Below are 12,183 nucleotides of genomic sequence, written 5' to 3'. Positions count from 1 at the left end.
CTTACTATAGCAAAGCTATTTCTGCCAAATTGCCGTTGAACCGCATGGAAGCACACCGCCTGTTGCCTCCACAGGCAATCCTATCTCATCAGCCGTGACGTTTCCGCCAAACCTCGTTCCGAGGACATCTCTAAGGATATATGCCATAACTGAGGGTGAAAGTCCTGTGGTATAGCTGTTGAGCAGGAAGAAAAGCGGCTCGTCGCTCAAGACGCCTGAGCAGGTCTTTACAAGGTCATAGATACAATCTTCAAGCTTCCATATTTCTCCGCCAGGTCCTCTGCCGTAGGACGGAGGATCCATAACGATAGCGTCATAGGTCTTGCCACGGCGTATCTCACGCTGAACGAACTTTTCACAATCGTCTACAAGCCAGCGAATAGGCTTATCGGAAAGCCCTGACACAGCGGCGTTCTCTCTTGCCCACTGCACCATGCCCTTTGATGCGTCAACGTGTGAAACGCTTGCACCTGCTTCGGCACAGGCAAGGGTAGCTCCGCCTGTGTATGCAAAGAGGTTTAACACCTTTATCTCTCTGTCTGCGTTTCTTATTTTATCAGCCATGAAGTCCCAGTTCACAGCCTGTTCAGGGAAAAGACCTGTGTGCTTGAAACCCGTTGGTCTGATTATAAACTTCAAATTCTTATAGCCTATGTTCCAGCTTTCAGGCAGGCGCTTTCTGTATTCCCATTCGCCGCCACCCTTTGAGGAACGGTGATAAATGCCGTCTGCCTTTGTCCAAAGGTCAGAACGCTTCGGTGACTTCCAGATTATCTGAGGGTCAGGTCTTACAAGCACCTTGCCGCCCCAGCTTTCAAGCTTATCGCCGCTTGAAGTATCTATTATCTTATAGTCTTTCCAGTTTTCTGCAATTCTCATATTTTTTATCCTTATATAAAATTTACTTTTTCCACGGCCTTTTATTTTCCGTCCAGCCCTTTGCCTGCCAATATGCACTGTCAGCAGGGTTCCAGCCCTTTTTGTTTGCAAAGTGGAAAATAGTGAAATACATTCTGCCCTTAGCACTGACCTTTGGCTCAAAGCTGTCGCTTTTAAGCTTTGCGGCAATGCTGTCGGTCTTTTTCCTTATCTTTGCAAGCATTTTGTCGGAAACCTTGCTCCAGCTCGTTGCGTGTATGCCGAAGCCTATCTTATATATCTTAGGCACTCCCCAGAATGACAAGCTATCCGCCATATCTTTGTTAGTGCTTTTCATGCCTGCACCTGCGGCTGTAGATATGACCACAGCACGCTTTGAGAACATTTTCTCCTCTGGGCGGTGGACTATCCAGCGCCAGCCGTAATGGTCGAGCCATGCTTTCATCGAGCCTGTGCAGTGGTAGACATACACAGGGGAAGTAAGTATCAGCACGTCTGCTTCGTCCACCGCTTTGGTGATAGGGTCGAGCTTCTCATAGTGAGGACACTTTTCTTCGCCTTTCATAAAGCAATTGGTACAGCCGCAGCAAAACTCGCCGAAATCTCTCGGCAGGAAGAACTCTGTCACCTCGCCGCCAAGTTTATCGGCTAACATTCTGCCTACATGATATGTAGAGCCTTTATGGTTCTGACCGTTTATCAAAGCTATTTTCAAAATATCACCTTACATTTTTTCGATAAGCTCCGCTATCATGTGTGCATATTCTGTGATTATGCCTGTTCTCTTGCCCTCTATCATAACACGAACGAGAGGCTCTGTGCCTGACTCACGAACAAGTATCCTGCCCTCGTCACCAAGCTTTTCGGAATACATCTTTATAGCGTCTGTTATCTCAGGGACTTTATCCCACATACCCTTTTTGTCTGCTGTTATCTTAACGTTCACAAGCACCTGTGGATAGCACTCCATGCAGGAAGCAAGCTCGCTTGCCTTTTCGCCTGTACATTTGAGGACTGTCAGAAGCTTTGTACCTGTCAGCTCACCGTCGCCTGTGTTTGCATAGTCAAGAAGAATAATATGACCTGACTGCTCACCGCCTATATTATAACCGCCCTTGAGCATTTCTTCAAGAACGTATCTGTCGCCAACCTTTGTGGTAGCGGCAACGATGCCGTTTGCCTTTGCATACTTGAAGAAGCCAAGGTTTGTCATAACGGTAACAACGCAGGTATTATTTTTGAGGATACCCATGTTCTTCATATATTTTGAGAAGATAGCAAGTATCTTGTCACCGTCGATAAGCTCGCCCTTTTCGTCAACTGCAAGGCATCTGTCAGCGTCGCCGTCAAAGGCAAGACCGATATCGCAATGATTATCAACAACTGCCTTTTGCAGACCCTCGATATGTGTTGAGCCGCAATCCTTATTTATATTCGTTCCGTCCGGCTTATCGTTGAGCATTATGCACTTTGCACCAAGTCCCTCGAAAATTCTCTGTGCGCACACGGAAGCTGAGCCGTTTGCACAGTCAAGAGCCACACGGATACCGTTGAAATCTGTCTGAACTGTTTTCATAACGTAGCGGATATAATCCCAAGCTGCGTCCTTTTCGTAATAAACGTGACCTATATCACAGCCGTCCTTAAGCTCTATCTTTTCAGGTGTGTCAAGGATAAGTGCTTCTATCTCGTTTTCTATCTCGTCAGAAAGCTTGAAGCCTGTGCCAGAGAAAAGCTTTATGCCGTTAAACTCAACAGAATTGTGTGAAGCGGATATCATAACGCCTGCGTCTGCGTTGTATTTCTTTACAAGCATTGCAACGGCAGGGGTAGGAACAACACCGAGTATATGAGCGTCTGCGCCAACTGAGCAGATACCTGCCACCAGTGCGGACTCCAGAATGTCGCCTGAGATACGGGTATCCTTGCCTATGATTATCTTAGCCTTGTGGTTTGTTTCCTTTGTGAGCACCATTGCGGCAGCTCTGCCTATCTGCATAGCAAGCTCACAGGTAAGCTCTGTAATAGCTACTCCTCTTGCGCCGTCAGTTCCAAATAATCTTCCCATAATAATTAGCTCCTTTTCGAGGTCATACCTCTATATTATTTTTTTATTTATGTAAACTCTGTATTAACACACATATTAAATTTATCCAATACAATTTTTATCAAAGACAGAAAAGTGCGGTAACGGCGACCAAAGGTCGCCCCTACAGAACAAGAAATTCATCGCCGCTAGGCGATACCTTAATTCCTCACTCCTCACTCCTCACTAAGCTCACAGGTGCGTTTGTCCGTCCTTGAGAAATCCCAGATGATCGTAAGCAAGCTGTGTCGCCACACGTCCCCTTGGGGTCTTTGATAGGAAACCTAACTGCATAAGATAAGGCTCGCAAACGTCCTCAATGGTGACTGACTCCTCGCCGATAGCCGCCGCAAGGGTTTCAAGTCCCACTGGGCCGCCGTCATAGCCTTTTATTATCATCGTCAGCAGACGTTTGTCGAGAGAGTCAAGTCCCAGCTTGTCAACGTCCATTCTGTTGAGGGCTATCTTTGCAATGTCTGCGGTTATCCTGCCGTTGCCCATGACTTCGGCAAAATCACGCACACGCCTTAAAAAGCGGTTTGCTATTCTCGGCGTTCCTCTTGAACGCTTTGCTATCTCCTCTGCACCGTCATCATCACAAGCCACGCCAAGCAAAACTGCGGAACGCTTTACGATATCGGAAAGCTGTTCTGTATTGTAAAGCTCCAAACGCTGGATAACGCCAAAACGATCTCTCAGCGGTGCAGAAAGCGAGCCTGCTCTGGTGGTCGCTCCGATAAGGGTAAACTTGTTAAGCTCGATTCTTATAGACCTTGCCGCAGGACCTTTGCCCATGATTATATCCAAGGCATAATCTTCAAGGGCAGGATAAAGAACTTCCTCCACCTGTCTTGAAAGGCGGTGAATCTCGTCTATAAAAAGCACGTCGCCTTTTTCAAGGTTTGTGAGCAAAGCCGCAAGGTCTCCCGGCTTTTCAATGGCAGGTCCTGATGTTATCCTGATATTCACTCCCATTTCGTGAGCGATTATGGCAGAAAGAGTGGTCTTGCCCAGACCAGGCGGGCCGTAAAGCAGAACATGGTCAAGGCTGTCGCCCCTGTTTTTTGCCGCTTGTATATATATTTTCAGGTTCTCCTTGACCTTTTCCTGACCGATATACTCGTCAAGTGTTTTAGGTCTAAGGCTCACCTCGAAATCGTCAGTTGTTTCCGCCTGAGTTTCTTTCGGGGTGACTATCCTGTCTATATCAAAATCTCCTTTTTCGATCATTTATGGAGTTCTCCTCTCAAAATTTCGCAAGTCCGATAAGGGCTTTCTTTATAAGCTCTTCAACGCTCAAATTCGGGTCAAGCTTTGATATCACTGACATTGCTTCGCCCTCGGTATATCCAAGCACCACAAGGGCTGTGACAGCTTCTTCGACAGCTTCGCTTGGAACAGCCGCAAAGCCCTGAGCCGCATTTCCTCTGACGGATATGGTATTCTCTTTTGCCACCTTATCCTTAAGCTCGAGGACTATCCTTTGTGCTATCTTTGTACCGATACCCTTTATCTTTGTGAAAGCCTTTGAATCCCCTGTTGCAACCGCAAGCGCAAACTGTGACGGAGTGCAGGCTGAAAGTATGGCAAGACCTGCCTTCGGACCTACTCCGCTGACAGATATGAGCATACGGAAGCTTTTAAGCTCCTCCTTAGTTGCAAAGCCGAAAAGCTCCACCGCGTCCTCCTTTACGGCAAGATGTGTGTAAAGCTTTACTTCGCTTTTTCCTGCAATCTGCTGCAAGGTAGAAAATGTTGTTTTGCAGGCATAGCCAACGCCTGCACATTCTATTACGGCAAGGTCGCTCTCGGTATGAACGAGCTTTCCGCTAAGTGAATATATCATATTATTTCTCCTCAAAATTTTTCATAACACGCCTTGTGTTCACCGAAAGCCCGTGAGTTATAGCGATAGCCACTGCGTCCGCTGTATCATCAGGCTTTGGGATAGCTTTAAGATGAAGCATGGTCTTTGTCATTTCCTGCACCTGCTTTTTCTCGGCACGTCCATAGCCGACTATGGAGCATTTCACCTGCAAAGGCGTATATTCATAGATTGGAATATTTCTTATTATGGCAGGAAGCAGGGTCACTCCCCTTGCCTGTGCAACGTCAATGGCGGTCTTTTCATTGGTATTGAAAAAAAGCTTTTCTATTCCCATTTCATCAGGCTTATAGGTGGTTATTATCTCAGTCATATCATCATAGATGACTTTCAGCCGTCTGTTGAAATCCATATCCGAAGAAGTGGTTATTGCACCGTAGTCAACAACAGTGAATTTTCCGCTGTTGTATTCAAGCACTCCGAATCCCACAATGGCGTAGCCCGGGTCGATACCAAGTATTCTCAAATCCACTCCTCCGTTCAATTTCAACGCTATCCTATAATGACCCTATTATAACAACTAATTATACCATATTTTTCGGTCAAATGCAAGCAAAACGCTGAGTTTTCACCTATTTCTCACAAGGCGAAAATGTAGAAATGCCACTTTGTGAAAAGTCTGTTTTTGGCTAAACTGACTATAGAACAAAACAGCGGTCATCAGGTATGCCCATGACGCCGCTGTTATCTTTTTATGCTGTATTTTCTAAGCGGCGACTTCCACAATCTTTGGAGGATAAGACCATTGAGCGTGCCTGTGAGAATGCCGCTTATTATGAGATAAGGCAAAAGGCTGAACACCGCCCATGTGCCTGATATCACTGCCGCCGCACAAAGCTGACCTATGTTATGGAAAAAGCCACCAAAAACTGATGTCACCCAAAGCTGGTTTTCACCAACTCTCGAAACCGCAATGCACATGGCGAGATACGCTAAAATTCCGCCTGTGAGTGAGAACGCAAAGCTCACCACAGTTCCGTAAAGTCCTGCCGCAAGGATTATCCTCAAAAGCAGTACCAAGCCTGCCTCTTTTCTGCCGATAAAAAGCATTGCTGTCATTGTGACGATATTTGCAAGCCCAAGCTTCATGCCGCCTATGGGCATAACAGGGAATTGTGCCTCCACCATGAAAATGATAAGTGACAAGGCGGTAAAAATTCCTATAAGGGCGATTTTTTGTACTGATATCTTCATGCTTCCACCCCTATATCACAGCGTCGGCAGAGGTCTCACCGACTATTTTTATCACAAGCTTGTGCGGTGCACAAATGACGGTCTGTCCTGCGTGGGATATCTTTCCTGCATGAACACAGGTCTGGTTCGAGCAATCTGCGACAGACACCCAAATGCTTCCCTCGCCAACGGTTATGGTATTAGTGCCGTTTTCTGTTTTTATCTCAAAGGAATACTCCTTATCGGGGGAAAGGTCAGAAATAGTCTTTATGAGCTTGCCGTTTTCATATATCTCGGCAGAATTTTCTCCGCTCTTTCCACCTGTGAGGAAAATAAATATCAGGCACGCAGCGATAACAGCCGCAAAAGCTGCCGCCCATGTGAGATTCTTTCTTTTTACCACTGCCGCACTCCCCTTTTTACAGTATATCTGTTGTTATGAGTATACCACAGCCGTTCTTTTTCGTCAAGACAAACGGCAAGTGTCTGATTTTTTGTACTTAAATATTACACTAAGGTTACAATAAGGTACAAGATTTCGTACAGTTGTAACATTGCTGTAATTATCACCGAAAAAGCTGAAAAAATTGTCGAAAATTTATCAAAATATCCTTATTCACTATTGATTTTTTGAATGGGGTGTGTTAAAATATAAGAGTTGAATATTCTATTGTTAAGAGTATGTGAACATTTGTTCTTTTTATAGACCGCCATAGCCTGCATTATATGGGCAGATTTAACGATTGCTTGGGTGTATGTTAAATGATTTTAACCAAATCGTTGAAATTCTTGCTTTTTGCTTTTATTTTGCCTGTGGCTGTGGTATAATAATCTGAGCGTCGGCAGAGAGAAGCCGACAATCTCGTTAAGGAGTGTGTAAACTTGGAGAAGTTTGTTATACATGGAGGTAAGCCGTTGCATGGTACTGTGCAGATAAGCGGTGCAAAAAACGCTGCTGTTGCATTGGTTGCGGCAACTATCCTGTGCGACGAGCCGTGCGTTCTTGAGAACGTGCCTGAGATAAGCGATATAACTAAGTGCATGAAGATCCTGCGTGAAATGGGCGCAGAGGTCAGACTTTTAGATAAAAATACTATATATTTTGACACAAAGGGCATTGAAAAGCCTGAAGTGCCATATGAGCTTGCAAGAACCATGAGAGCGTCATGCTATTTTCTTGGCACGCTGCTTGGAAGATTTCACGAGGCTTTTGTTCCGATGCCGGGCGGCTGTGATCTTGGCGACAGACCTATAGATCAGCATTTGAAAGCTTTCAAGGCGCTTGGTGCGTCTGACGAGATAGTGAACGGAGCTAATCATGTCACAGCAGACGAGCTTGTGGGCAATCAGATATACTTTGACTTTGTTACAGTTGGCGCAACTATGAATGCAATATTTGCCGCTGTAAAGGCAAAGGGGCTTACTATAATCGAAAATGCGGCAAAAGAGCCTCATATCGTTGACCTTGCGAACTTCCTTAACTCAATGGGTGCTGATATCAGAGGCGCAGGTACAGACGTTATAAAGATAAGAGGCGTTGATTACCTCAAAGGCGTTACCTATGCGACTATCCCTGACCAGATAGAGGCAGGCACTTATATGGTAGCGGCGGCTGCCACAAAGGGCGACGTTGTTATCGCAAATGTTATCCCTAAACACCTTGAGTCTATCACGGCAAAGCTCCGCAAGGTAGGCGTAAACGTTGAGGAAAGCGACGAGAGTGTTCATGTTTGGGTGGACGGTCCGCTCATGAAAACTTCTATAAAAACTATGCCGCACCCTGGCTTCCCTACTGATATGCAGCCGCAGTTCTCAACACTGCTGACGCTTGCAGAGGGTACGAGCATCGTTACAGACGATATTTTTGACAACAGATTCAGATATGTGGCTGAGCTTAGAAGAATGGGCGCTGACATTTCTGTTGACGGCAAGGTGGCTGTTATACAGGGCGTTGGCAAGCTCAAAGGTGCTCCTGTTGTGGCAACTGACCTGAGAGCAGGCGCTGCCATGGTGATAGCAGGACTTGCCGCAGAGGGCACTACTGAAATAGACAATATTTTCTACATCGAAAGAGGATATGAAAAGATAGATGAGAAACTCAGAGGGCTTGGAGCTGACATTCAGCGTGTTTACAAGCCTGACGCTAACGAAATGGAACTTAGCGGCTGATAAATATCGATAACACTGCGGCGGCATATTATTTGCCGCCGTTTTTTACAGCATTTGAGAGGACATGATATGGAGCTTTTTATTTCCGACCTTGACGGAACGTTGCTTAACGGCAATGCAGAGGTGACGGAGTTCACAAGAGACACTTTGAACAGGCTCATGGCAAAGGGGCTTAACTTCACTGCCGCCACTGCAAGGACGCTTGCTTCCGCAGGAAAAATACTTTTAGGGCTTGACCTGAAGCTTCCCATTATACTTATGAACGGCGTGCTTATATATGATATGGCGGAGAAAAAATACGTCAAGATAAACAGCCTTTCCAGTGAGCTTTGCGGTCTTATCATAGGTCTTTCAAAAGGACTTGGTTTAGAGCCTTTTATGTACTCGGTTTCAGATAACCAGCTTTCCACAAGATATGAGAGGCTTATTTCACCTGCAATGAAGAGCTTTTACAAAGAACGCAGAGAGAAATATTACAAGTCTTTCACGCAGGTCAGTGGCCTTTCTCAGTACATCGACAATGTGATATACTTCACATTTATTGCAGAAAAAGAAAAACTTGTACCGCTGTATGACGCTCTTAAAGAAAATGAAAAGCTGAACATCACATACTATTATGATGTTTATGACCCCAAGCTTTGGTATCTTGAAGTGTTCTCTTCGATGGCTTCTAAGGAGCAAGGCGTGAGGTATCTTCGTGAGAATTACGGCTTTGACTTTGTCACGGCTTTTGGCGACAACACCAACGATTTGCCTATGTTCAAGGCGGCTGATAAAAGAGTGGCGGTAAAAAACGCCTGCAAAGAGGTGCTTGAAGGCTGTGACGAGGTGACAGGCACAAATGACGAAGACGGTGTTGCAGAGTATCTTCTGAAAACTTTTGAAAGGAATTAGTTATGGCAAGGATATATCCACTTTTTTCATCAAGCAAGGGCAACAGCTCTTTTATCGGCAACAGTGACGGCGGGATACTTGTTGACGCAGGAGTATCCTGCAAACGTCTTTGTGAGGCTTTGAAAGCTAACGAGATCGACCCTACTGTGATACAGGGAATTTTTATCACACACACACATTCAGACCATGTTTCTGGGCTTAAAGTTCTCACGAAGAAATATCACATCCCTGTATTTGCCCAAAAGACCAATCTTGAGATACTTGTATCTGACGGCAAAATAGACCCAGCCTGTGATGTCAACGAGGTGGACGGCAATGAAGTCTGCATAGGAGATTATGCCGTAAAAGGTTTTACCACATTTCATGATACCCCTGCAAGCTGTGGATATCAGATAAAGACCCCTGACGGCAAGCAGGTATGCGTATGCACCGATCTTGGCACTGTTACAAATGAGGTGGATATGCACCTAAGCGGTTCTGACCTTGTTTTGCTGGAGTCAAATTATGATGAGTCAATGTTAAAAAATGGACCTTATCCATACGAGCTGAAAAGGCGCATTGCTTCAGACCACGGCCACCTTTCAAACTCTGCCTGCGGAGAACAGCTAAAAAAGCTTATGACAGCAGGTACATATAAATTTATTTTAGGGCATTTAAGTCAGGAAAACAACACGCCTTTGCAGGCTGAAAACTCGGCTGTGGGAGCACTTGGGGATTACGAGCGCAACAGCGACTATATTTTACATATAGCAAAGCCTGAGGGCAGCGGAATGGCGGTGGCATTTTGATAAGGATAAATCTTATTACAGTTGGAAAGCTGAAAGAAAAATACTGGCGTGACGCAGCGGCGGAATACTCAAAGCGGCTGGGGGCGTTCTGCAAGCTTGAAATAGTTGAGCTGAACGAGTCGAGGTTATCTGACAACCCATCCGAAAAGGAGATAGCAGCGGCGCTTGAAAACGAGGCGAAAGCCATGAAAGGCTACACTGACATCAAGGGTGCATACAATATTGCAATGTGCATTGAGGGCAAGCAGCTTTCAAGTGAAAAGCTGTCCAAAAAGCTCAGCGAATGCGGTCTAAACGGATTCAGCACAGTGAATTTCATAATAGGCTCGTCATTCGGCATTGCCCCTGAGATAAAGGCGAAAGCTGACCTGCGCTTATCAATGTCAGAAATGACATTTCCACACCAGCTTGCAAGGATAATGCTTTTGGAGCAGGTTTACAGGGCGTTTCAGATAAGTGCTAATACTAGGTATCATAAGTGAATTTCGGATATGACAAAACCGCCCTTTGTGCCTGTCATGTAGTAATGAACATCAAGATCGAACATCTTATTGTAAAGTTCAAACAGCTCACTTTCGGTCTTGCTGGTCAAAAAATCATTGACATTGATCATTTCAAGGACAAGCTTAAAACGGCTGATAAAAATATCGTTCAGCTTGTATGCACAGCTTTTGCTGTCCATAGAATCATCTGTAATTGAAATATGAGGATTTCTTGACTTAGTATAATAATATTATAATTCAGTATGCTGCGGAGGTATAACATGAAAAAAATATCAATGGTAATAAATGCAGACGACAGGCTCGGACATATCTCTCCCGAGATATACGGACATTTTTCCGAGCATCTCGGAAGATGTATCTACAATGGTATATATGTGGGTGAAAATTCACCTATTCCGAATACAGACGGAATAAGGAATGATATCATCGAGGCGCTCAGAAATATAAAAGCTCCCGTTTTCCGCTGGCCCGGCGGCTGCTTTGCAGAAGAATATCACTGGCAAGACGGTATCGGCGAAAAATCTCAGCGCCGAAAGATCGTGAACACGAACTGGGGCGGAGTTACGGAGGATAATTCTTTTGGCACGCACGAATTTATGCACTTCTGTGAGCTTGTTGGCTGCAAGCCTTATATAAACGGCAATGTTGGCAGCGGCAGTGTTCGTGAATTATCCGAATGGATAGAATATATGACCTCAGATGCGGAATCACCTCTCACAGAGCAGAGAAAGAAGAACGGCAGAGCCGAGCCGTGGAAACTCGAATACCTCGGTATCGGCAATGAAAACTGGGGCTGCGGAGGAAATATGCGTCCCGAATATTACGCCGACGTTTATAAAAGGTATCAGACATTCTGCCACAATTATTCGGGAAACAGACTTTACAGAATAGCCTGCGGTTCAAGCTCTGCCGACTATAACTGGACAGAAGTCATGATGAAAAATCTTGACAGCAATAATGTTGATGCTATCGACCTGCATTATTATACGATGCCGGTATGGCCCGAAATGGAGTCTGCCACCGATTTTGACGATGAGCTTTATTATAAAACTATAGCTGCAGCGAACTTTTCCGATGAGCTTATCACAAGACATTCGGAGATAATGAACCGCTATGATCCCGAAAAGAAAATAGGACTTGTAATAGGAGAGTGGGGCTGTTGGCATAAGGTAGAAGAGGGTACGAACCCGGGATTTTTATATCAGCAGAATACAATGCGTGATGCTATCGTTGCTGCAATAGAGCTGAATGTTTTTAACAGACACAGCGACCGTGTTGTAATGGCAAACCTTGCGCAGGCGGTGAATGTTCTCCAATCTGTCATTCTTACAGAGGGCGATAAGATGATAAAAACGCCTACATATCACGTTTTCGACCTTTTTAAAACACACCAAAACAACGAGGCAGTTTACTTCTATACGCAGAACGAAAATATGTCGGAAGGTAAAAATGCTCCGATGATCTCGGTTTCCGCATCGGTGAACGAAAAGAGTATGACCGTTACCGTCGCAAACTGTTCGCTTACGGAAGAGGCTGCTGTTGAATGCAGCATTTTCGGTTTTAAAGCATCATCAGTTTCTTGCAGGATACTTACAAATGAGGCACACAGCTATAACGACTTCGACTGTCCCGACAGAGTGAGCATTACCGAGCATACGGCAGTCATCAAGGACAATGTGTTAAAGCTGAATATTCCGCCTTGTGCTGTTGTGGAATGTGTTGTTGACTAAATATTGTGGCATATTCACAGTGCATTTCGTCTTTATAATAAAAAAATAAGCATAAGAGCTGCGTTTCATTAAAGAA

At 45.0% G+C, this 12,183-nt stretch carries 14 protein-coding genes; 6 read left to right on the top strand and 8 right to left on the bottom strand.

The annotated features are described in order from the left end of the window. Positions 1 to 15: 15 nt before the first annotated feature. From RBI_RS13660 to RBI_RS13625, 8 genes are all read right to left on the bottom strand, one after another. Positions 16 to 879, bottom strand: coding sequence for a class I SAM-dependent methyltransferase (locus RBI_RS13660; RefSeq protein ID WP_041337609.1), 864 nt, complete (start codon positions 877 to 879; stop codon positions 16 to 18). 22 nt (positions 880 to 901) lie between these two features. Continuing rightward, entirely contained in the window at positions 902 to 1,594 is a 693-nt protein-coding gene (locus tag RBI_RS13655; protein WP_081856077.1) for a flavodoxin family protein, read from the bottom strand. A gap of 9 nt (positions 1,595 to 1,603) precedes the next feature. Continuing rightward, a complete protein-coding gene (gene glmM / locus RBI_RS13650) occupies positions 1,604 to 2,947 on the bottom strand; it encodes a phosphoglucosamine mutase (RefSeq protein ID WP_041337607.1) in 1,344 nt (447 codons plus the stop codon). Between the two features lie 210 nt (positions 2,948 to 3,157). After that, positions 3,158 to 4,195, bottom strand: a complete 1,038-nt coding sequence (ruvB, locus tag RBI_RS13645) for a Holliday junction branch migration DNA helicase RuvB (protein WP_022287457.1) — start codon at positions 4,193 to 4,195, stop codon at positions 3,158 to 3,160. A 16-nt stretch (positions 4,196 to 4,211) separates the two neighbouring features. Next, complete coding sequence (gene ruvA / locus RBI_RS13640; RefSeq protein WP_041337605.1) at positions 4,212 to 4,811, bottom strand: Holliday junction branch migration protein RuvA; 600 nt, start codon at positions 4,809 to 4,811, stop codon at positions 4,212 to 4,214. A 1-nt stretch (position 4,812) separates the two neighbouring features. Further along, a complete protein-coding gene (ruvC, locus tag RBI_RS13635) occupies positions 4,813 to 5,316 on the bottom strand; it encodes a crossover junction endodeoxyribonuclease RuvC (RefSeq protein WP_022287459.1) in 504 nt (167 codons plus the stop codon). 218 nt (positions 5,317 to 5,534) lie between these two features. After that, positions 5,535 to 6,044 carry a Gx transporter family protein gene (locus RBI_RS13630; RefSeq protein WP_041337603.1) on the bottom strand — a complete coding sequence of 170 codons (510 nt, stop codon included), beginning with the start codon at positions 6,042 to 6,044 and terminating at the stop codon, positions 5,535 to 5,537. Between the two features lie 10 nt (positions 6,045 to 6,054). Further along, positions 6,055 to 6,426 (bottom strand): NusG domain II-containing protein, encoded by a 372-nt coding sequence (locus RBI_RS13625; RefSeq protein WP_051706990.1) that lies wholly within the window; start codon positions 6,424 to 6,426, stop codon positions 6,055 to 6,057. Positions 6,427 to 6,905: 479 nt separating this feature from the next. On the opposite strand from RBI_RS13625, the gene RBI_RS13620 reads away from it, so the two are divergent. From RBI_RS13620 to RBI_RS13595, 6 genes are all read left to right on the top strand, one after another. Then, positions 6,906 to 8,192, top strand: coding sequence for a UDP-N-acetylglucosamine 1-carboxyvinyltransferase (locus RBI_RS13620; RefSeq protein WP_041337601.1), 1,287 nt, complete (start codon positions 6,906 to 6,908; stop codon positions 8,190 to 8,192). 69 nt (positions 8,193 to 8,261) lie between these two features. Further along, the gene (locus RBI_RS13615) at positions 8,262 to 9,086 is read left to right on the top strand and encodes a Cof-type HAD-IIB family hydrolase (RefSeq protein WP_041337599.1); all 825 of its coding nucleotides are present in this window, start codon (positions 8,262 to 8,264) and stop codon (positions 9,084 to 9,086) included. Between the two features lie 2 nt (positions 9,087 to 9,088). Continuing rightward, on the top strand, positions 9,089 to 9,874 hold the full coding sequence (locus RBI_RS13610; RefSeq protein WP_041337597.1) for an MBL fold metallo-hydrolase: 786 nt from the start codon (positions 9,089 to 9,091) through the stop codon (positions 9,872 to 9,874). Next, positions 9,871 to 10,356, top strand: coding sequence for a 23S rRNA (pseudouridine(1915)-N(3))-methyltransferase RlmH (rlmH, locus tag RBI_RS13605; RefSeq protein WP_022287465.1), 486 nt, complete (start codon positions 9,871 to 9,873; stop codon positions 10,354 to 10,356). The genes RBI_RS13610 and rlmH overlap by 4 nt, the downstream gene beginning before the upstream one ends. Next, positions 10,353 to 10,574 (top strand): hypothetical protein, encoded by a 222-nt coding sequence (locus tag RBI_RS15130; RefSeq protein ID WP_207640610.1) that lies wholly within the window; start codon positions 10,353 to 10,355, stop codon positions 10,572 to 10,574. The genes rlmH and RBI_RS15130 overlap by 4 nt, the downstream gene beginning before the upstream one ends. A gap of 63 nt (positions 10,575 to 10,637) precedes the next feature. Next, positions 10,638 to 12,107 carry an alpha-N-arabinofuranosidase gene (locus RBI_RS13595; RefSeq protein WP_041337593.1) on the top strand — a complete coding sequence of 490 codons (1,470 nt, stop codon included), beginning with the start codon at positions 10,638 to 10,640 and terminating at the stop codon, positions 12,105 to 12,107. Positions 12,108 to 12,183 lie beyond the last annotated feature (76 nt).

It is taken from the genome of Ruminococcus bicirculans (ex Wegman et al. 2014), assembly GCF_000723465.1.
Classification (GTDB): Bacteria; Bacillota; Clostridia; order Oscillospirales; family Ruminococcaceae; genus Hominimerdicola; species Hominimerdicola aceti.
This window is presented reverse-complemented; position numbering and strand designations above follow the sequence as displayed.